This window comes from Pseudomonas sp. EYE_354 (genome assembly GCF_023148575.1).
Classification (GTDB): domain Bacteria; phylum Pseudomonadota; class Gammaproteobacteria; order Pseudomonadales; family Pseudomonadaceae; genus Aquipseudomonas.
In genome coordinates, this window is sequence record NZ_JAHXNQ010000028.1 from 26999 (window position 1) to 48227 (window position 21229).

General features: G+C 60.7%; 17 protein-coding genes and 2 rRNA genes. 8 read left to right on the plus strand and 11 right to left on the minus strand.

The genetic code is table 11. The features are described 5' to 3' along the window. Nucleotides 1–39: 39 nt before the first annotated feature. A complete protein-coding gene (locus tag KZX66_RS25870; protein WP_248084042.1) occupies nucleotides 40–348 on the plus strand; it encodes a hypothetical protein in 309 nt (102 codons plus the stop codon). Here the strand turns inward: KZX66_RS25870 and KZX66_RS25875 are convergent. Genes KZX66_RS25875 through KZX66_RS25890 form a run of 4 tightly spaced genes read right to left on the minus strand, consistent with a single transcriptional unit; the run spans nucleotide 324 to nucleotide 5040 of the window. Continuing rightward, nucleotides 324–839, minus strand: a complete 516-nt coding sequence (locus tag KZX66_RS25875) for a GNAT family N-acetyltransferase (protein WP_248084043.1) — start codon at nucleotides 837–839, stop codon at nucleotides 324–326. The two genes, KZX66_RS25870 and KZX66_RS25875, sit on opposite strands and share 25 nt — an antisense overlap. A gap of 15 nt (nucleotides 840–854) precedes the next feature. Next, nucleotides 855–2951, minus strand: coding sequence for a biotin/lipoyl-binding protein (locus KZX66_RS25880; RefSeq protein WP_248084044.1), 2097 nt, complete (start codon nucleotides 2949–2951; stop codon nucleotides 855–857). After that, nucleotides 2951–4270 (minus strand): HlyD family efflux transporter periplasmic adaptor subunit, encoded by a 1320-nt coding sequence (locus KZX66_RS25885; protein ID WP_248084045.1) that lies wholly within the window; start codon nucleotides 4268–4270, stop codon nucleotides 2951–2953. Before KZX66_RS25885 ends, KZX66_RS25880 begins: the two co-directional genes overlap by 1 nt. Continuing rightward, nucleotides 4267–5040 (minus strand): efflux RND transporter periplasmic adaptor subunit, encoded by a 774-nt coding sequence (locus tag KZX66_RS25890; RefSeq protein WP_248084046.1) that lies wholly within the window; start codon nucleotides 5038–5040, stop codon nucleotides 4267–4269. The genes KZX66_RS25885 and KZX66_RS25890 overlap by 4 nt, the downstream gene beginning before the upstream one ends. A 160-nt stretch (nucleotides 5041–5200) precedes the next feature. Between KZX66_RS25890 and KZX66_RS25895 the strand changes: the two genes are divergently transcribed. Further along, nucleotides 5201–7360 carry an outer membrane assembly lipoprotein YfiO gene (locus tag KZX66_RS25895; RefSeq protein WP_248084047.1) on the plus strand — a complete coding sequence of 720 codons (2160 nt, stop codon included), beginning with the start codon at nucleotides 5201–5203 and terminating at the stop codon, nucleotides 7358–7360. Next, the gene (locus tag KZX66_RS25900; protein ID WP_248084048.1) at nucleotides 7357–8079 is read left to right on the plus strand and encodes a DUF3142 domain-containing protein; all 723 of its coding nucleotides are present in this window, start codon (nucleotides 7357–7359) and stop codon (nucleotides 8077–8079) included. Before KZX66_RS25895 ends, KZX66_RS25900 begins: the two co-directional genes overlap by 4 nt. Before the next feature lie 69 nt (nucleotides 8080–8148). Here the strand turns inward: KZX66_RS25900 and KZX66_RS25905 are convergent, their stop codons facing one another. Genes KZX66_RS25905 through KZX66_RS25920 form a run of 4 tightly spaced genes read right to left on the minus strand, consistent with a single transcriptional unit; the run spans nucleotide 8149 to nucleotide 11795 of the window. Beyond that, complete coding sequence (locus KZX66_RS25905) at nucleotides 8149–8997, minus strand: ABC transporter permease (RefSeq protein WP_248084049.1); 849 nt, start codon at nucleotides 8995–8997, stop codon at nucleotides 8149–8151. 11 nt (nucleotides 8998–9008) lie between these two features. Continuing rightward, on the minus strand, nucleotides 9009–9860 hold the full coding sequence (locus KZX66_RS25910) for an ABC transporter ATP-binding protein (RefSeq protein WP_248084050.1): 852 nt from the start codon (nucleotides 9858–9860) through the stop codon (nucleotides 9009–9011). A 1-nt stretch (nucleotide 9861) separates the two neighbouring features. Then, entirely contained in the window at nucleotides 9862–10887 is a 1026-nt protein-coding gene (locus KZX66_RS25915; protein WP_248084051.1) for an ABC transporter substrate-binding protein, read from the minus strand. A 14-nt stretch (nucleotides 10888–10901) separates the two neighbouring features. Beyond that, nucleotides 10902–11795, minus strand: a complete 894-nt coding sequence (locus KZX66_RS25920) for a TauD/TfdA family dioxygenase (RefSeq protein ID WP_248084052.1) — start codon at nucleotides 11793–11795, stop codon at nucleotides 10902–10904. Nucleotides 11796–12062: 267 nt separating this feature from the next. Here KZX66_RS25920 and KZX66_RS25925 point away from each other — a divergent pair, with 267 nt between their 5' ends. From KZX66_RS25925 to KZX66_RS25945, 5 genes are all read left to right on the plus strand, one after another. Beyond that, a complete protein-coding gene (locus KZX66_RS25925; RefSeq protein WP_248084053.1) occupies nucleotides 12063–12770 on the plus strand; it encodes a GntR family transcriptional regulator in 708 nt (235 codons plus the stop codon). Nucleotides 12771–13106: 336 nt separating this feature from the next. Next, entirely contained in the window at nucleotides 13107–13865 is a 759-nt protein-coding gene (locus tag KZX66_RS25930; protein WP_248084054.1) for a DUF3050 domain-containing protein, read from the plus strand. Continuing rightward, a complete protein-coding gene (locus tag KZX66_RS25935; RefSeq protein ID WP_248084055.1) occupies nucleotides 13862–14800 on the plus strand; it encodes a diiron oxygenase in 939 nt (312 codons plus the stop codon). The genes KZX66_RS25930 and KZX66_RS25935 overlap by 4 nt, the downstream gene beginning before the upstream one ends. Continuing rightward, the gene (locus KZX66_RS25940) at nucleotides 14797–18171 is read left to right on the plus strand and encodes an amino acid adenylation domain-containing protein (RefSeq protein ID WP_248084056.1); all 3375 of its coding nucleotides are present in this window, start codon (nucleotides 14797–14799) and stop codon (nucleotides 18169–18171) included. Before KZX66_RS25935 ends, KZX66_RS25940 begins: the two co-directional genes overlap by 4 nt. Nucleotides 18172–18190: 19 nt before the next feature. After that, the gene (locus tag KZX66_RS25945) at nucleotides 18191–18655 is read left to right on the plus strand and encodes an SRPBCC family protein (protein WP_248084057.1); all 465 of its coding nucleotides are present in this window, start codon (nucleotides 18191–18193) and stop codon (nucleotides 18653–18655) included. 38 nt (nucleotides 18656–18693) lie between these two features. On the opposite strand, the gene KZX66_RS25950 is transcribed toward KZX66_RS25945, so the two are convergent. From KZX66_RS25950 to rrf (KZX66_RS25960), 3 genes are all read right to left on the minus strand, one after another. Further along, nucleotides 18694–20574, minus strand: a complete 1881-nt coding sequence (locus KZX66_RS25950; protein ID WP_248084058.1) for a methyl-accepting chemotaxis protein — start codon at nucleotides 20572–20574, stop codon at nucleotides 18694–18696. Between the two features lie 328 nt (nucleotides 20575–20902). Next, nucleotides 20903–21018, minus strand: a 5S ribosomal RNA gene (rrf, locus tag KZX66_RS25955). Between the two features lie 109 nt (nucleotides 21019–21127). Then, a 5S ribosomal RNA gene (gene rrf / locus KZX66_RS25960) occupies nucleotides 21128–21229 on the minus strand; the annotation flags it as partial.

Here is a 21229-nt window from a genome sequence, read left to right on the forward strand (position 1 = left end):
GGTTTACAAGCCTCGGCCGTTCCGACACGGAGTCGCCTTATGTTGAACCTGATCACCCCTGAACACTTTCGCCCGTTGCTGGGGCATAACAGTGTGCTTTATCTGCCGGATGGCTCGGCGCTGCCGATTCAGGTCCAGAGCGTGCGCGAAGCGCCCCGCGCCACGTTGCCGGGCAGTGCGCGCGGGGCCTTCAGCGTGCTGCTCAACAGCCTTGGACCCACGGATTTCGTTGACGGTTTATGCCATCTGCCACTGCCGGAGACGAACCTGGACCCGGTGTTCGTGTCCCGCGAGCCCGCCATGGGCCGAGACGCCGAACGCGGCTATTTCTGCATCGTGTTCAACTGAGACGGGTACCACACCAGCCGCTGCGCGGCGGGTGTCGCTTCCTCCACCCGAAACCCCAGCGCCAGGTAATGCTGGCGCGCTTGGGGGTTGCTCGCCCACACCACCGTGGCCACCGGGCAACACACCTGGGCCGCGGCCTGCTGCACCCCCTGCAACACCGCGCGACCAAAACCCTGGCCACGGGCGGCGGGGATAAACGCCAGGTACAACACGCGGATTTCATTCGCCCCAAAGTCGGCACTCAGTGCGCCGATCGGCGTACCGAGCTTCTCGACCACGTAATGCAGCGCGCCGGGAAAATGCTCGTCCATGCCCTTTTCCTGGACCTGAAATTGCTGGGCAATCACCTCTTCCACCAGCGCCTGCTCGCCGTCGATCCATTGCAGATCAGCCCGCGCCGAGCGGTATAGCCCCTGTAAAAACGGCCCGTCGCGCGTGTGCGACGGGCGCACTACCAAACCCTGCGCCAACGCGCCCTCCTTGTTCAGCATCGTGTGTCACTCCTGTCAAAAACCGCTTTCCCTGACCCCTAACGCTGCCGCCCGGCGCCAGGCTGAGCCCAGCACCGACTCACTGCGCCCTTGCAGCACCACCACACCGCGCAGCGGCTGGTGGGGCGTGGGGATCGGCTGCACACTTTTAAATCGCGCACCGTATTGCGCCTGTACCGGTTCCGGGCGTCTGTTTTCATCGCGACGCACGGCAATCGGCCCATGGTGATCGGAAGCCAATGCCTCCTGATCCAGGTACGCCACGCCGTTGGCATCAATGTCGGTCAACTCCACCGTAATTGCAGCGTGCATTGGGTCATCGGCGATAAACCGCCCAGTCGCCCCCGGCAGCACGCGCCACAACTCGGCCTCAGCGAGGTAACCGCGCAGGCGCGCGCCGTCCTCCACCACTTGCGCCAACGCGTCCTTGGGCGACAGCCAGCGGCCTGTGCTCAATTGCGGTAACACATCGCGCACGGTCCCGGCATGGGGCGCGCGTAACAACAGGCGCTCACGCTGGGCGGCCAGGCCCCGGTATTCGGCCAGGGCCTGGGACAGCCGCTGATCGTTAATGCCGGCATCCGCCGCGGTTTCGCTGCGTCCCGCCTGGCGACGCATCTGCAACTGCAGGATCTCCACTTCACGACGTACGATGCTTTGCCGGGCGTCCAGGTCGGCAGACTCCAATTCGATCAGCACCTGACCCTGGCTCACCACCTGACCATCCACCACGTGCAACGCCTTGACCCGCGCGGCCACCGGCGCATGCAAGGCGCTGGCGCGGCCAGCTTCGAGCATCGTCGGCAGCTCGACTGCACTGCGCCACGGCACCACCAACGCCAGCACGATCAGCAGCAAACCCAGCCCGGTGACGACAACCCTCGGTGCATGGGCCTGGCTGCGTCGGCTCCACCATTCACGCCACTCCTTGAACACCGGCAGGAAGATGAACCACACCAGCTCCACCAGCATCAGGAAGATCCCGAGCAGCTTGAAAAACAGGTGATACACCGCCAGCGCAATCCCCAGGAACAACGCCGCCCGCCACAGCCAGGCCAGGTAGCCCCACCACAACAGGCGCCGTTGCATCGTCAGCGACCAGGGCTCCGGCGCCGGTTCACCGTAACCGAACAACAGCTCGCGCAAGCGCCAGCGGCACAGGGCGAAGGCACGACCTTGCAGGTTATCCACGCCCCACAGATCACTGATCAAAAAGTAACCATCAAAACGCATGAACGGGTTGAGGTTGATCGCCAGGGTGGTCAGCCACGTGGCGCTGGCCAGCATGAACGCGGCAGTGCGCGCGGGGCCGTCGGGCAGCAGCGACCAGGCCAGCAGGGCAACGCAGGCAAGCAGCAACTCCGCCATCACGCCACCGGCACCGATCATCAAGCGCGAGCGGCGATCATTCACGCGCCAGGCGTCGCTGACGTCGGTGTAAAACATTGGCAGCAACACCATGAACGCCACACCCATGCTCTGCACCCGACATCCGGCGCGCTTGGCCATGAACGCATGCCCGAACTCGTGGCACAGCTTGGCAAAAAACAGCGCCACCCCGAACGACAGCGCGCCGCCCAGGCTGAACAGGTGCGGGAACGTCGCCAGGAATCGCTGCCAGTCCCGCGCAACCAGAAACACCCCCAGGCCCAGCACGATGGGCAAACCGTAGCGCAGCAGGCCCGGCCCAAAGCGCGCCAGCCACGGCCAGGCGCGGTTGAGAAAAGCGTCCGGGCGCCACAGCGGGATGCGGAAAAACAGGTATTGGTGCAGCAGCACTTGCCACAGGCTTTGCTTGCGCGCAGCGGCTTTGTACAGGTAACTGGCGCGCTGTTCGGGGTCCAGCGCGGCGATCAGGTCATGGGCCCGCAAAAAACTCAGTAATTCGTCCACTTCGCGGCCACCCAGCGGCAAGCCCGGCTCGCGGTTGGCGGCTTGCAAGACTTTTTGCGCATCTCCCAACGACCAGTGGCGTAGCAGCCGAATGGCGGTCGCCCCCAGCTTGAAGTAGCGCCCACGCACCGGGTCGGCCAGAGTCCAGCGCGGCGAGCCATCCAGAGCCGCACCGGCGCTGGACAGTTGCAGGTCCTCACGCAGTTTGGGCAGGTTCATCAAAGCCCCACGCTCTGGCGCAGGCCCGCCAATGGTCGACGCAACAGGTACAAGGCCAGCGGCGCGCGCTCGCCAAAGATTTTCGCGGTGCCGCGCAGGCCGATACGCGGCGGTGCGTCGTCGAACAGCGCGTCCAGGCGATAGGCCAGTTGCCCGCCAGGGGTGGGCTGGGCTTCGTAGGCGGCGCGTTGCAGGGTCGCCAGATGGCGGTGCAACGGGTCGCTGTCGAGAAACAGCGCGACTTGGGCGTTCGGCGCCAGGGCAATCGCATCGCCCACCGCCAGTTCGATGCGCAGCTCGGCCTGGCCGGGATCGGCGATCTGCAACAGGCGCTCGCCGGTCTGCACCGGTTTGCCGAGCCAGCGCTCGGCATCGGCGAACACCGCGATACCATCGCGCTCGGCGCGCACTTCGCTGCGCTTGAGCAACTCGCGGGCATAGTCACGTTCGGCACGCTTTTGCTCGACGCGCGCGGCGAGCAAGTCAATGCGCGAGCTGGATTCGGCGTCGGCAAACGCCCGCTGGGCATTGGCCTTAAGCTCCGCTTCGGCCACGCCCAGCGCACGCGCAGCCACGTCGGCCTGGGCCGTGAGGGTGGTGCTTTCAAAGCGCAGCAGCAGGTCACCGCGCTTGACCGGTTGGTTGGGTTTGACCAGAAATTCAGCAATCACGCCGTCCAATGGCGCCGCCACCACTTGCCCGGCCAGCGGCACCACTTCGGCGGGCGCCAGCACCGACTGGCGTACCGGGATCGACAACAACAGCAGCAACGCCACCACTATCAAGGCCCGACGCTTACGGGTCAGGCGCAAGCGCCATGGCTGGCGGGGTTGCAACGCGAGCCAGGCATGACTGTAGGTGTCGCCCAATTGCGCCAGCAGCACCTGCTCGGCCGGGTTCCACGGCGTATCCCGCGCCAGCCACACGCCGCCGAACACGCGGCCTTGGGGGCCAATCAACGGCAACCAGAACACATGCCCTGCCGACAAACTCTGCCAGTCGGCCTGCACCTGCGCACTCAATAGATCGGCGGGCACCACACGGGCGGTCTGGCCCAGCGCCTGCTTGTGCAATTGCGCCACGGCCTGCTCGACGAACGCCACAAACGGCGCGTTCGGATCGACGCTGCTCACGGCAGTCACCGCCTGCACCTTGCCGGCGATTATCAGCGCCGCATGGCGGTAGCCGAACAGCGGCTGGCCGTCATTAACCAGGCTGTAGGCCAGTTGCTCGGTGCTGCGCGCGGCACGGGTCTGGCGTTCAAGCTCAAGAAATTGGGCGAACACCCGCTCGGTATTGCCTGGCAACGGTGCGTTCATTGCAGTTGTGCGAAGTGGGCGGTGCCGCTCATGCCGGACATCAGCCCGCTGGCATTGGACACCGTGGCCACCAGCAACAGGGTCTGGCTGCCCTCGTCAATGCGTGCGCCCAGACGTTTGACTGTGGCGTTGAACGCTTGGCCGGTTTCATCGGGGGTGAAGGTGAACGCCTGCCCTGGCTTGAGTTTGCCCATCCAGCGCGACGGCACCAGTAAGTGGATCTCCAGGCTGCGGTTGTCGACGATTTCCAGCAACGGCGAGCCCGCCGAGACGCTTTCATAGCGTTGCACTTTGCGCTGCACCACTTGGCCGTCATACGGCGCCAGCACGCTGCAACGCTTGACCTGCACCTGATAGACCTGGGACTGGGCCTGGGTTTCAGTGAGTTTGGCTTGCGCGCGTGCCACTTCGAAGCGGCCGACGGAATTGAGCGCCGCCAACTGTTTATTGTGGGCCAGCTCTTCACCGGCGCCGCGACTGGCCGCCGATGCGGCATTGAGTTGCGCTTGATAGGCCGAACAGTCGAAACGCGCCAGGGTGTCGCCCTTCTTGAAGGACTCACCCTCGCTGAACGGCAGATCGACAATGCGCCCGGACAACTCGCTGGCCAGCATCGCTTGGTCGCGAGCGCGCAATACACCTCGCGCTTCGCTGCCGGTGCTCGCGGCGGTCGTGGCCGGTTGATCCAGCAACGGATCGTCCGCCATCACCGTCGGTACAGCGCCCATCAGGCAGCAAACACTCAACAGCCATCCATGCAACAACTTCATAAACGTCTCTCCCTGAGCATAAGCGCAGTCTAGGCCAGCGAGATCAAATAGCTACTTTCCCAGTCGGACAATTCTGCGATTTGTGTAGGCCTTCACCAAAGCCAAGGTCGGATCAGGCTACTATTGGCGCCCTCCAAGGACCCAGGATCAAGGACACGTCATGCGCATCGGTTTTCTGTCACCCCTGACATTGGCTCTGCTGGCCGGTATTTCCCTGCAGGCCCACGCCAGCTCGGATGATTCATGCTACCCGGATTGGCGGGTGTCGCGTGACAGCCTCGACCCGTGCAATAACCTGCCGTTCCTCAGCCCCGGCAATGACAGCCGCGCCAACCTGCGCCTGTTGCTGGCGGACAAGAAAAACGCGCCGCTGACCCCGAATGCCTTGAGCGAAGATGACCTGGCCCAGGGTTTTGGCCCGGTGCCGTTTGCGGTGTATCGCCTGACTGCCGCGTCCAGCGCAGAAACCGAGCCCGACTCGGACGACTCGTCTACCGCCGAACTCGACACTCTGCTGACCTCCCTGGGGATCAAGCGCGAAGCCTACGAAACCGCCGGTGAAGCGTTCGTCGATGGCGAAGGCAGCCGCTGCCGCAGCAATGACGATGACAGCGCCACGGCGTTTGTCCGCCAAGTGGTGAAGGCCGACATGCCGAGCGCCGAGCGCCAGTTGCTGGCGAACGCGCGCCTGCAATTGCTCACCGCCTGCACTTGGGATGGTCCGGTGGTCGCCGAGCCGATCGAGTCGTCCAATGGCCGCCTGCTGCGCACTTACCTGCAAGCCGCCGCCGACTTCTACAGCGGGCGTTTCAGCGAAGCCGAACGCGGGTTTGCCGCTGCCGGCAGCAGCGACCAGCCCTGGCTGAAAGAGACGGCGCTGTATATGACCGCGCGCACCGCCCTGAACCAGGCGCAGGCCCAGGCCTTCGACGAGTACGGCATGCCGCAGCTTGAGCATGTGGATAAGTCGGCAGTGGGCCGGGCCGAAAAAGGCTTCCTTGAGTACCTTAAGACTTATCCACAGGGCGACTACGCCACGTCCGCCCATGGCCTGCTGCGTCGCGTGCATTGGCTGGCAGGTGATGCCGACAAGCTCTCCGAAGACTTCGCCTGGCAGATGACCGAAGCCACCGAGGCTCAGCGCAATGTGTCACTGGACGAATTGGTGGAAGAAGCCGACCTTAAATTGCTGATGGTCAGCGGTGGCAGCCTCAAGAACCCGATGCTGCAAGTGGTCACCGACCTGATGTTGATGCGTGCTCACACCCCGCCGAGCTTGACCCGCGAAGCCCTCGACAAGCAGAAAGCCACCTTTGCCAACGAGCCCGCGCTGTTCGACTACCTGCAGGCCGCCTACGCCCTGTACGTCGAGCACCAACCCGACAACGCCCTGAAGCACCTGCCACAGGACGTGCCGTCGCACCTGGACTACTTCGCCTTCAGCCAACAGACCCTGCGCGCGTTGGCACTGGAAGACAAAAAAGATTGGAAAGGCGCAGAAGCCCTGTGGCTGACGCTGCTCGCCCAGGCCAAGTTGCCGCTGCAACGCGACCAACTGGAACTGGCCCTGGCCATGAACTACGAGCGCAGCGGCCAACTGGCCAAGGTGTTTGCCGACGACTCACCGATCAGCGCCAAACAGGTGCGTTACATCCTGCTGCGCAACGTCGCCGGGCCTGAATTACTGCGTCAGCAGAGCGCCCAGGCCAGCGACCCGCTGGAGCGCCAGACCGCGCAATTCGTGTTGCTCTACAAAGACCTGCTGCGCGGCCAGTTCGCCACCTTCGCCGAAGACCTCAAACAACTGCCGGCCTCGCCCTCGGAGGATAAGTTGGGCACCAGCCTGGGTTATGTGTACAGCGGCGGCCAGACCTTGAAGCTGTTCCAGTGGAACGGCGAGAAAGCCGAATCCGGCTACACCTGCCCGAGCATCGTGCAAACCGCCGCCACCTTGCAAGGCGACGCGAAAAACCCGCAAGCCCTGAACTGCTTCGGCGAATTCATCCTGCGTAACGGCCTGGATGGCATGCCCCTGGAGCAGGCGCGCGCCGCCGGCAGCCTGGGCAGCACCGCCTCGGACTTCAAGGGTGAAACCTTCTCGCGCCTCGACGGTTACAAACAGGTGATCGGTAACGCCAAGGCGCCGAAGAACGACAAGGCTTACGCCTTGTTCCGCGCCATCAACTGCTACGCCCCGGCCGGCTACAACAGCTGCGGCGGCCAGGATGTCGAACCTGCGGTGCGCAAGGCCTGGTTCCGCCAACTCAAGAGCGGCTTTGCCGACACCCAGTGGGGCAAATCGCTGCAGTACTACTGGTGAAACACCTATGGCTGGGCTTGCTGCTGCTGGCGAGCCCGGCTTTCGCCGCCGTCGACGCCCGCGACTATGACGCTTTCTGGCTGTGGAGCGGCGTCACGCCCCAGCCGGTGCTCAAGCAGGCCAAAACCCTGTACATCCTTCAGGGCCAGATCAACTCCACCCGCCGCGCGCCACAGCGTGGTGTGCGGATGATTGCCCAAGGCACCGGCGTGCCGCGCATCACCCAAGGTGAAGTCTGGGTGGTGTACCGCGCCCATACGCTGCATTGGCCGGAGCGGGTCTACAGCCAACTGCTCAGCCAGGTACAACGCTGGCGCGAGGCCGGCAACCCGGTGGTGGGCATCCAGATCGACTTCGACGCACGCACCCAGTACCTGCACGACTACGCCGACTTCCTGCGTGACCTGCGCCGACGTCTGCCCTTTGAGCTGCGTCTGAGCATCACCGGCCTGATGGATTGGAGCAGCAACGCCGACCCGGCCGCCATCGCCCAGCTCAAGGGGGTGGTGGATGAGGTGGTGGTGCAGACCTATCAGGGGCGCCACAGCATCCCGGACTACGCTGCGTATTTACCGCGCCTGAATCGGCTGGGGTTGCCGTTCAAGATTGGCTTGATCCAGGGTGGCGAGTGGCAAGAGCCGGGGTATTTGAAGGGGAGTGAGTGGTTTCGGGGGTATGTGGTGTTTCTGCAGAACCCGGCACCGCACACACGCCCCTGACGGCTCATATCCATTGCGCGAAACGCGCTGTCGTGGTGAGCGGGCTTGCCCCGCGCCGGGAAGGCCGTGTCAGCGCTGCATGCCCCACCGCTTCACGGTGAGCCGCTCGAAGGTATCAAACACCAGGTTTTCGACCAGCAGGCCGATCAGGATCACCACGGCCAGCCCGGCGAATACTTTGTCGGTGTACAGCTCGTTACGGTTCTGGAAAATGTACCAGCCCAGTCCGCCCTTGCCGCTGGTGGCGCCGAACACCAGTTCGGCGGCGATCAATGTGCGCCAGGCAAACGCCCAGCCGATTTTGAGGCCCGCGAGGATAGACGGCAGGGCCGCCGGGATCAGGATGAACAGCACAAAGCGCATGCCCTTGAGCCCATAGTTGCGACCGGCCATGCGCAGGGTTTCGGACACGCCTAGAAACCCCGAATAGGTATTGAGCGCCAGCGCCCACAGCACCGAATGCACCAACACGAAAATCAGGCTGTTCTGGCCCAGCCCGAACCACAGCAGCGCCAGCGGCAATAAGGCGATGGCCGGCAGCGGGTTGAACATAGACGTCAGGGTGCTCAGCAGGTCGCGGCCCAATTGGGTCGACACCGCCAAAGTGGTCAGGGCAAACGCCAGCACAATGCCGATCAGGTAACCCTTGACCAGCACCACCAGCGAGATGCTGACCTTGCCCAACAGTTCGCCGCTGAGCAGGCCGTCGTACAGCGCGTGAAAGGTCTGCAAAAAGCTCGGCAGCAACAGGTCGTTATTCTGGTAGCGCGCCACGGCTTCCCAGAGGATCGCCAGTACGATCAGGATCAGGCCCTTGCGCAGCCAGCCTTGCTGCCACAAGCGCTGGCGCAGCGGCAGTTCGCGCTCCACGGGCACGCTGAGCAGCGGTTCGAGGGTGATTTCGTATTCCTGGCGCATGGGTTGCTCCGTTAGTAAGCGATGCGGATGTCAGCAAAACCCAACTCGGGTTCGGCGGCGCTGGCCTCATCGAACAGCAGGCGATGAATCCGTCGCGCCGACGCTTGGAAGTCCATACCGCCAAGGCTGTGCAAGTCGTATTGATGACTGTGGATTTCCGCGCGCACCCGCCCCGGATGTGGCGACAGCAACAGGATGCGATTGCCCACCACCAGCGCCTCCTCAATGGAGTGGGTGACGAACAACAGGGTGAAGCGCACTTCCTCCCAGAGCAGCAGCAACTCTTCCTGCATCTTGCGTCGCGTGAGGGCGTCGAGCGCGGCGAAGGGCTCGTCCATCAATAGGATTTTCGGCTGCATGGCCAGGGCACGGGCGATCGCGACGCGGGCCTTCATGCCGCCGGACAGGGTATGGGGGTAGGCATCGGCGAAGGCGCTCAGGCCAACTTTGTCCAGACAATGCAACGCACGTTCTTCGGCTTCGCGACGCTTGAGCGTGTTGGATGCCAGCAAGGGAAACATCACGTTCTGCTTGACCGTTTTCCACGGCGGCAACTGGTCGAACTCCTGGAACACCACGATGCGGTCCGGGCCCGGCTGCTCGACCTTGTGCCCCAGCAATCGGATCTCGCCTTCGCAGGGTTTGATAAACCCGGCGATGGACTTGAGCAACGTTGATTTGCCACAGCCCGACGGGCCGAGCAAGACGTAGCGGTCGGCCGGGTCAATCTCGAAGCTGACGTGGTGCGTGGCACGCACCACGCGCTCGGGCGTACGGTATTCGAGGCTGACGTTATCCACCGCCAGCAAGGGCTCGGCGGTGTACAGGTTGCTGGCCGCGAGGCCTTGCAAGGGTGCGTTCATCTCAACTTCCTTGCAGGGGCTTGGCGTCCTGGAAGAAGTAGTCCTTCCACGATTCAGGCTTGTTTTTGATGGCGCCGACGCGATAGAGGAATTCGGCCAGCGGGTAGGTATTTTTTGGTGTCACGCTGAATTCGAACTGCGGGTTATCGATGATTTTGAGCAGTTCGGCGCGGTCAATCCTGGCCTTGGTCACGCGGATATAGGTGTCGGCGGCAGCGCCTTTGTCGTTCTGGGCGAACTGCGCAGCTTCGGTCAGTGCCTCGACGAACGCCTTGTAGGTTTTGGGGTTGTCGTTGCGGAATTTTTCCGTGGCGAACAGCACCGTTGGCGAGTTCGGCCCCAACAGGTCATAGGTGTTGAGCACCACGTGCACATTGGGGTTAGCCAGGGCCTGGTCCTGGAACGGAGGGTTGGAAAAATGCCCCGTCAATTCGGTGCCGCCAGCGATCAGGGCAGCGGTGGCGTCCGGATGCGGGACGGCGACGGTGTACTTGTCGAGGCGATTGAACGCATTGTCGCCCCACTGTTTGGCGGCCGCGTATTGCAAAAAGCGCGACTGCACTGACACCCCCACCGCCGGTACCGCGATGCGGTCTTTTTCGGTGAAATCGGCGATGGTCTTGACCTTGGGATTGTTGCTGACCAGGTAGTAGGGGAAGTTGCCCAAGGACGCCACGGCCTTGACGTTCTGCTTGCCGTGGGTGCGGTCCCAGATGGTCAGCAGCGGGCCGACGCCGGCGCCGGCGATATCAATGGAGCCTGAGAGCAGCGCGTCGTTGACCGCCGCGCCACCGGAGAGTTGGGTCCAGTCGACTTTAATGTCGATGCCTTCCTGCTTGCCGTACTTCTCGATCAGGTGCTGGTCGCGCACCACGTTGAGCAACAGGTAGACGATGCCGAATTGTTCGGCGATGCGAATCTCACCTTCGGCCTGGGCCGCCGCCGGCGCTACCAGGCTGCCGGCCAACAGGCTCAGACCCAGGCCGAACGTGGCGGCCAGGCGTGCCAATGGAATGTTCTTGGACATGGTCATGCTCCCAATCAGAAAGGCGCGTCGCCCTGGATGGTGGTGCGAAACAGCTTGCGGCGCAGGTGGCTGGGGCAGCCGGCTGCCAGGTGGATCAGCGAGCGGTTGTCCCAGAACACCAGGTCGTGGGGCTGCCACTGGTGGCGATAGATGTTGTGGGGCAAGACGCTGTGGGCATAGAGCTGGGTGAGCAGGTCGCGGCTCTCGTCCTCCGGCACGCCGACGATGCGGGTGGTGAAGCCTTCACTGACAAACAGCGCCTTGCGGCCGTTTTCCGGGTGGGTGCGCACAATGGGGTGCACCACTTCGGCCACTTGGGCCAATTGTTCAGGAGTGAGCGTTGGGCGCCAGTTGCCTTCGAATTTGGTCTCGCTGTAGCGCGCGGTGTAGGAGTGCGCGGCGCTGCGGCCCTCGACGGCGGTACGCAGGTGCTCGGGCAGTTGGTCCCAAGCCTTGTGCATGTCAGCGAACAAGGTGTCGCCGCCTTCAGAGGGCAACTCCTGGGCGTGCAGCATCGAGCCCAGGCTGGGCAGTTCTTTATAAGACAGGTCCGAATGCCAGAACTTGCCTGCATCACCCAGGCCGATGGCTTGGCCGTTTTCAATGATGTTGGAGACGATCAGGATTTCCGGGTGGTTTGCCAGCAGGAACTGTTTGAGCACATGAATCTGCAACACGCCAAAGCGGCGGCTGAACGCGATCTGTTGCTCAGGGGTGATGCGCTGGTCGCGAAAGACCACCACGTGATAATCCAGATGCGCGCGGTGAATACGCGCAAAATCCTGATCATTGACTGGCCGGGACACGTCCAGGCCGATAATCTCGGCACCCACGCTGCCCGGCAAGGGGCGAACCTCGAAGACTTGGGCGGTAGGGGTCACTGGTAAAACAGCAGAGGCGGCGGACATGAGTTCACTCCCGGTCGGACAGGGAAATGACTTTATAGGTATAAGAAATTAATTTTAAATACCGTTAAAGAATATATATATGCGAGGAATGACGCACGGTGCCCGCGGCGTGTAAGACCTTCCAAAACACGTTCGTGGGCTGTGGGAGCCGCGTGTTGAAACGCTTACAAGCCGAAACCGTGCCTGTTTGACAAGCCTCTGGGCAGTCTCTAGTGTTCATTGGATCCAATTAGCCAGCACCCTCCGAACAAGGAGCATTACGTAACCGTGACGCAGAAGCCGACCCCTTTGAACAGCATCAAGGTCAGCGGTCCCATTCCCGCCCACCTTGCTCGCTCCGTGATTGAAGAAACCTTGCGCAATGCCATCCTCGATGGCCGATTGCCCTGCGGTACCGCCATGCGTCAGCAGGAGTTGGCCAGCCTGTTCGGGGTAAGCCGTATGCCGGTGCGTGAAGCCTTGCGCCAGTTGGAGGCGCAGTCACTGGTGCAGGTGGTGACCCATAAAGGAGCCGTGGTAGCCCCTTTGATCGAGGACAATTCGGCAGAGACCTACGAACTGCGAATGCTGCTGGAGTCCGAAGCCTTGCGCTTATCGATTCCGTTGTTGACCAACACCGACATCGCCGAGGCCAATGCATTCATCAACGCTCTGGAGCAGGAAAAAGACTACGCCGAGATCGGCCGCCTCAATCGTTTGTTTCACATGGCCCTTTACAGCAAGGCCCCTAACCAGCGCCTGCTCAAATTGGTGGAGCATGGATTGAACGAGGAGGAGCGGTTCCTGCGTTTCAACCTTGAAGCGATGGGGCTGGGCCAGATGTCTCAGGCAGACCACCGTGAACTGTTGAACCTGGTGGCACAAAAGAAAGTCGAGGAAAGCGTCCTGACTTTACGTAATCACTTGATGCGAGGAATGGAGGTGATTACCCAATACCTCAGCGGGCTCGAAGCCGCTCGCAAGCAAAAAACTTAACAAAGTGTCTACACACTGGTGTTGCGCCGCCTGCGTGTCGGGGACGTCTATCTAACGGATAGTGCCCCGCGCCGAAGAAACTTCCTACTATCACAAAGCAACTTACCGACAGCTAATATTATTTAGAAAAACATCTAATACACTCATACGCTCGTCGACTTATTTATCCCGCCTATTATCTTTCACGGCTAAACCAGACTCTTCATTCAATAGCGCCGCCTCACCCCCGTGAGCGTTCGGGCGCGCAAAGCCTGGTTTATAGCTGTTTATCTCCTTGCTGCTCACGACGGCCCAACGCTGTCAGTCGGCAGACGCAACAACTAATAGGCATCATCCATGCAATCATCGTTAATTGAACAAAAACAACATCAGTTATGTGGCCATTCGTTATTTTCGGAAATAACCTCACAGCGCAAGTTACAGGTTTTCATGGAACACCATATCTTCGCTGTTTGGGATTTCATGACACTCACCAAACGCCTGCAACAGGACCTGACCTGCACTCGCCTGCCCTGGCTGCCACCCGCGGACCCGCAGGCCGCCCGCTTGATCAATGAAATTGTGCTGGGCGAAGAGTCAGACGAACACCCCAGGCACGGCCACTGCAGCCATTTCGAGTGGTACTTGGAAGCCATGGCCGAAGTCGGCGCCAACACGCGGGCGATCAACCGTTTCATTACGCTGCAACGCGAAGGCGTGGAAGCAAGCACCGCCCTGCACATGATCGATGCGCCTGCTGGCGCAATCCGGTTCGTCAGCGAGACGTTGCACGTTGCGCGGCACGCCCCCACCCACCGTGTGGCAGCGGCGTTTTTTTACGGACGCGAGCACGTCATCCCGAGCATGTTCAGGCGCCTCTTGCAGTCAGACCCGCTCATCCGGCTTCAGGCGCCCGTCTTGCGTGGCTACCTTGAACGTCATATTGAGTTGGACGCGCAGAGTCATGGGCCGGCAGCTGCCCAGTTGCTCGACCGCTTGGTGGCTAAAGACCCGGCTTACCCCAGGCACGCCAGTGATGCAGCCCTGAGTGCCATGCAAAACCGGATCACGCTCTGGGACGAGGTGCAGGCCGCGCTGCAAGAGGTGCAGCCATGAAGGTTGCCGCCTACACCTCGATTGCCGACGACTGGGAACGCCGCGCAACCATTCGCACCCGGCCCCGCCGCCTGTTGGAAAACGACGACAAACTGATCTATCCGCTGTGCCGCCAGCCCCTGGTACTCAGTGCAAGCTTTATGGAGCACTGCCCGCAATGTCGCGACTTCGTCCTGGCACAGAGCTTCTACAAATTCATCAATGATGTGGTGATCTTCGAGACCGAAATTGTCGAAAAGACCGCGCGCGACATCGCCAAGAACCGCTTCTCGGTGCCTTTTCCCCTCGCCTGCCGCATTGATGCGATGACGGTGGTGGTGGACGAGGACTACCACGCCCTCGTCGCGTTGGACTTCCTGCAACAAACCGTAGAGATGACCGGCATACAACCGCTCGAACTGCCAGAGCAAATCGAGCTGAGCAAAGCGCTCTCGGCGGCAAAGGCTCATGCGCCGGCCTACCTGCACGATGCGGTAGAGCTGATTGCCGTGGCCATCGCCGAAAATACCGTCACCCAGGATGTGGCCGCGTTTTCCAAGGACCTCACTGTAAAAGCCTCCATCCGTGGCTTGATGGCCGACCATCTGTTTGACGAAGGCCGCCACGCGCAATTCTGGACTCGCCTGGTACAACGCTATTGGCGCACGGCCAGCCCGGACGATCGCGACGTCATCGCCCAGGTATTGCCGATATTCCTGGCGCGCTACCTGACCAACGAGTTGCAGAAAAACTTCGATCTGCACCTGATAGAGCAGCTGAATATCGGCAGCGACCTGCGCAGCACACTGCGCGCTGAAATCCTCGCGATGGCGTTTCCCATCACCCACCGGCACCCGTTGATGGGCAATATCGTGAGCTTCCTGCGCCACAGCGGCCTGCTGCAAACACCCAGCGTGGCGCAGGCAATGCACGACTACCTGCCGGTGCCTGTATGAGGCGCCTGGCAATCGGCTGGAGAGGTACCAGCAATGCACTAGCCGCTATCAGGCCGGTGCTGGAACAGTACGGCCATGTGTCGACGCAAGAAGCCTTCGACCTATGCATTGAAGACGGTAGCCTGCCGTTCCCGGATGACGCGGGCAACGCCCCCTGCTTAAGCCTGCGCGCGGGGATTGGCCCGATAACCGAGTGCGGGCTGCCTGCGCTGCAAGTGCGTGCCTACGACCGTGATCGACGGTTGTCGGCTGTTCTGAACATTGCCGAGGAGCCCAGCGGCAACGGGCAACGGCTGTGTCGGCAGGTGACCAGCGCATTGGTCGATTGGGTGACGCTGCACGTCAGTGGTTTTTCAAGAGACCCTGATTACTTTTCTATGAGTGCGATCGCTACGGACTGGCCCGAACAGGGTTTGCAGGCACTCGAAACGCTGGCCTTTATGCATCGGTTCAATCGCACCCAAAACCTCGCGCTGATGCAAACGGCCAGGGTGCCGGTGATCGAACGAATTCACGCGAGCCTGTACGCTTTCGCCGACCGGCCAGCACTGAGCATCGACGGGCGGGAGGTGACGTACCGCCAGTTGCATGCCCGCGCCGCGGCAATCCAGCAGCGCCTGCACCCGTTGCTGGAGACGCGCACTGCGCCGCCAGTGGTCGGCGTCTGCCTCGAAAAATCCGTCGATTTGTATGCCGGCATACTCGCGGTACTGGGCTGTGGTGCGGTGTACTTGCCGCTGGGACCGGAGCAGCCTGCTCAACGGCATGAGGTCATGCTTGAAAACGCTGGGGCCCGGGCATTGCTGGATACCGGTCAGCACCCTTTGCGGGAGCGGTTCCCTTCACTGGATGTCAGCGCGGTCGGCACGGGCAACACCGGGCCGCTGTTCCAGCCAACAGACACCGGCGATCGCCTGAATGCGCCGTGCATCATGCTCTACACATCGGGAACCACTGGCCAGCCCAAGGGCGTGCTGCTCAGCGAACGCAACCTGGCGCATTTCACAGCCTGGTTCGAGGCCCGGATGGCACTGGATAAACACAGTCGGGTGTTGCAGTTTTCGCCCTTGAGTTTCGATTCATCGTTGATCGATATCTTTCCCTCCTTGATCTCAGGCGCCATGTTGGTTGTCCCGAGCGAGGAGCAACGACGCGATCCTCTGCAACTGGTGGCGTTACTGCGCCGGCAGCGCGTTACCCATGCATTCATCCCGCCCGCGCTGCTCAGTACCTTGCCATTGGATCAGCCGCTGGGGGTGACGCACCTGCTGACCGGTGGCGATGCCTGCGAGCCCCATGTGATAGAGCAACTGGCCGGGCAATGCCAGCTTCACAACCTCTACGGTCCCACCGAGACCACAGTGTTGGTCACACACCGAACGCTGGCTCCCGGCGATAACTGTCGCAACATTGGCTACCCCATTGCCAACAGCCAAGTGCTGATCCTCGATGAAAAACTGCAGCCCGTGGAAGAACAGGTAACGGGCGAAATCTACATCGTTGGCCCTGGGGTAAGCCTGGGGTATGTGAGCGCGACGTCGCAGCCCGCCAGCGCGTTTGTCCAATTGCAGACAGGTGGCCACGTCGTTCAGGCGTACCGCAGCGGCGACCTTGCACAGTGGACCGCAGAGGGCATTATGTTGGGCGGGCGGCGTGATGATCAGGTCAAAATTCGCGGCTTTCGGGTCGAACCCCAAGAGATTGAACAATGTCTGCGCAACAGCCGGCTATATCGCGAGCTGGCCGTGGTGATTGACCGTGACCGCCGGATCCACGCCTTTGCCGCCCAGCCTGAACCAGGCGCCACCGTAGCGGCGCTGCGCAGACATGCACGGCAGTGGCTACCGGATTATCTGCAACCGGGATCCTGGCTTGAGGTGCCCCGCATGCCCCACTCGGCAAACGGTAAAGTCGACCGCCAGGCGCTGCTGGCTCTGCCGCCACCTCCCCTGGTGCAGCTGGCCTCCTGTCCTGCTCACACCCCGCTGCAAACTCGGCTGCGCGACCTTTGGGGCGAGCTTTTGGCGCTGCCGGTGGAGAACGTCGCGCTCGATGACAGCTTCTTCGACCTCGGCGGCCATTCGATTTTGCTGTCGACGTTGTTGCTACGTGTTCGCGAGCAATGTGGCCGCAGTTTTGCGCTGAGCCCGTTCATTGAAGCACCAACGGTCCGTACACTCGCGGCGCTGATCGAGGAAAGTGAGCGCCCCGACGCCTGCTTCGGCCAGGCGGTCCGGGATGCCCAACGCAAGTGGACGCTCAACACGCTGCACGAGGACTTCGCCGGCGATCCAGACAAAGTGATCGTCACCGGTGCCAACAGTTTTGTCGGCGTACATATCGTCCAAGCCCTGGTTACCAATGGCGCAACTTCGGTGGCGTGCCTGGTGCGAGAGCGACCGGGACAGTCAGCGATGGCGCGTTTTAACCAGGCGCTGCGTGATCACCGTTTGGAACACCTGGACCTGAGCAGGGTGCAGGTATTTGCCGCGGACATCAGCCGGCCTCGATTGGGCTTGGCGAGTAACGTCTACGACTACCTCGTCGAAGGCTTCGGCGTGCTGGTGCACAATGCGGCACAGGTCAACCACGTAATGGACTATGCCTCACTGGCCAGCGACAACGTCGACCCTATATTCGAATGCCTGCGTTTGTGCGAGACAGGCAGCAAGAAGGTCTTCAATTTTGTATCGACGTTATCAGCCTGCAGTAGCGTCGACACGCTTGGTCATGTACTTGAAACCCCCGCCGCAGCCACATTGCCGGTGTACATCAAGAATGGCTACAACCTGTCCAAGTGGGTGGCGGAGCGGCGTCTGGGACATGCACTCAAACAGGGAGCCTGGGTGAATATTCATCGTCCTGGAAACGTCAGTTTCAACAGCCGTAACGGGGTCTGTCAGCCGCAAAAAAATCGCCTGTTGCTGATGCTCAAAGGCTCTTTGCAATTGGGCCTGCTTCCACGACTCGATCTGAATTTCGACCTGATGCCGGTGGATTTCCTGGCTCGCTTCATTGCCTTCCACAGTGGTCGTTTCCAAGCCGATAGAAACGTGTTCAACCTACATAACCCACAACCTTTGAGCTGGGAGGACTATCTGGATGCGTTCAGCCGGTCGGGTCACACGTTCGAGCGAGTGAGCCTCGCGCGATGGCAGGAGGCGCTAAGGACTGTGGACCAGGACAACGCGCTGTTCGGCGTACTCGGGTTTTATCTTGATGGCCTGGATGAAGACATCGGCGACACCGGGATGATCCTTCACGACAACGCGCGCCATGGCGTTCAGCAGATGGGCGAGAGGTATCCCGACAAAGAACCCACGCTATTGAGCAAAGGCTGCAATTACCTCAAGGCTATCGGCTTTCTATGAACGGCCCCAGGACAACCTCATGAATCTGCTGCAACCCGATACGTTAATCCACAACCCGACTGGCCGGCCGATAGTGGCCTCTGTAGTGGTCGACTGCCAGGCCTGCCGTTTGTGGGACATGGTGGGGGAATTTTCCAGGTTCGATGTATTCATCACCGACCTGACGCATATTGAAATGACCGGTACCGGCGTAGGTGCATTGCGCACGAAGTTCTTCCGAGATGGCAACCGTGTGGTTGAACAGCTCAACAGCCGGGATGAGCACGGCATGCACATGACATGGACCACGATCTACAACACCCTGGGTGTGGCCAGATTGTGGGCAGCCATTAACGTCGAGGCTCTGGGAACGCGTTGTTCCAGAGTCACCTGGACCATCATTGCCGAGCCCGTAGAGGCGGCACAGAAGGGGTTTGAACAGTTTGTGCAGGACTTCGCAGACAGCGCGCTGGACAATGTACGTCGTTTGCTGAGCAGGCCGTAGGAGCGCGACGGCTCGCTCCTACGCACACAGGTGATGGGTCAGATCTTGAAACTGTCGACCAGTTGCTTCAACCGATTAGCCTGCTGCGACAACGCATCGCAATCTTTCAGCGTTTCGTTGAGGTTGGCCACGCCCTGCTGGTTCAGCAGATTGATCTGGTTGATGTCTACGTTGAGGGTTTCCACCACGGCAGTCTGCTCCTCGGTGGCGGCCGCGACGGACTGATTCATGCCGTCGATCTCGACGATCCGCTGCGTCACGCTGACCAGGCGCTCACCGGCCTGGTTGGCGACCTCGACGCTTTCCTCGCTGGAGGCCTGGCTGGCGTTCATGGTGGTCACCGCCTCACGCGAGCCCACTTGCAGAGAAGTGATCATCTTATGAATCTCTTCGGCGGACTCCTGGGTACGGTGAGCCAAGTTGCGCACTTCGTCAGCGACCACGGCAAAGCCTCGTCCTGCCTCACCCGCACGTGCGGCTTCAATCGCGGCGTTCAGTGCCAACAGGTTGGTTTGCTGGGAGATACCTTTAATCACATCGAGGATGTGACCAATGTTGTCCGTGCTGGCGTTTAGGGTTTCGATCTGAGTACAGGACAAACTGATTTTTTGCGACAGCTCCGACATTGCCAGAATGGTTTGCTCCACCACTTTGCGTCCGTCGTCAGCTTGCTCGCTGGCACCGCTGGCGTGCTGTGAAGCATCAGCGGCGTTACGCGCAATTTCCTGGGTGGCAGCACCCAGTTCGTTGATTGCCGCAGCCACACTGTTGGTGCGCGCGCTTTGCTCGTCAGAACCGATAATAGAGGCGTTGGACGACGCCATTACCCGTTGCGACAGGTCATGAACCTGGCGTGTTGCGGACGATACTTCGGAAATCGAGGCGTGGATACGCTCCACGAACCGGTTGAACGCACTGCCCACTTCGCCAAACTCATCTTTGCTGGTAACGGCGAGACGACGAGTCAGGTCACCCTCCCCCTGAGCAATGTCCTGCATCGCAACGCCCATGGTGGTCAGGGGGCGCAGCAAGACTTGAATCAGCAAGCTCAAGAGCACAGCAATCGCAACGACGGCAATCAACATGGCGATCAATGCGGAAGTTCGGAATTTCCCCAGAGGGGCGTAGGCCTTGTCTTTATCGATCGACAGACCGATGTACCAATCCGCGCCTGGCAGGCCGCTGATCGGAGTGAATGACAGAATACGATCCTGGCCCTTGAGGACGACATCCTGGTTGAGCTTTTCAATGCGAACGCTGGTCCCGGGGTAGATGTCCTTGAGGTTTTTCATCACTTGGTCTTCGTCAGGACTGACGATGACCTGGCCGTCGCCACTGACTAGGAACGCATGGCCGATGCCGCCGAAATCCACCGAGTTGATAATTTTCACCAGGGTTTGCAGGCTTAGGTCGCCGCCGACGACACCAAGCAGTTCGCCGTTCTTTTTCACCGGCATGGCGATAGTGACAATCTGCCCACCTACGGCAGCCATATAGGGCGGCGTGAGCATGGGTTTATCCGCCGCCACGGCTTGTTTGTACCAGGGGCGCTGACGGGGGTCATAACCGTCGGGCATTTTTGCATCCGGGCGCTGGGTAAACACGCCGTTGGTTTGGCCGACATACGTGAACTGGAAGTTCGAGGTGAACGCAGGTTGATCGACCAGGCCTGGAAGATCGGCGGCACTGCCTTGGTGGGCAACGTTTTGCGTCAGGCTTTCAAGCACCAGTATTCGCCCACTGAGCCAGTTCTGCACACTGCTGGCGGTGAGTTCACCGGATTGCTGGATGGACGACTCCAGGTTCTGTTTAATTGTGCTGCGCTGCAGGTAATCGTTGTAAAGGGTGAACAACGCGAAGGCTAGAACCACAACGCCTGACGCGGCCAACAGAATTTTATGACTGAACTTGAGATTCATTTCATCGACTTCTTTTGCCAAAGGGGGATGAGCGTGCAAGGTGAAACATTCCATGAACGGTATGTGAGCGGACTGTCAGTCCGCACTGTTTCGGTGCACGCATGGCTCATCAGGCTTTCGGCCAAATCGACGCAAAACTTAGGAAGTTGTGGGAAAAAGTCGCTTTTTACGTAGGAAATAGACCAGCGGTAGTCAGCAGCCTGCTTCGGTCGGTCCAGATGAGTCTACGAATGTGAATTGTCGCGGAGAGAGAAAACATGACGTGATCGTTCGCCTCTAAACGACAAAACCCCTGTTTGCGTTAGCAAACAGGGGTTCTGGAATTCAATCTTGACGATGACCTACTCTCACATGGGGAAACCCCACACTACCATCGGCGATGCATCGTTTCACTGCTGAGTTCGGGATGGGATCAGGTGGTTCCAATGCTCTATGGTCGTCAAGAAATTCTGTGTATCGAACCGTCGCGTTAGCAACGTGCCGATGAAATTCATGGACTTCTACATAAACAAAACCCCTGTCTGCGTAAGCAAACAGGGGTTCTGGAATTTAATCTTGACGATGACCTACTCTCACATGGGGAAACCCCACACTACCATCGGCGATGCATCGTTTCACTGCTGAGTTCGGGATGGGATCAGGTGGTTCCAATGCT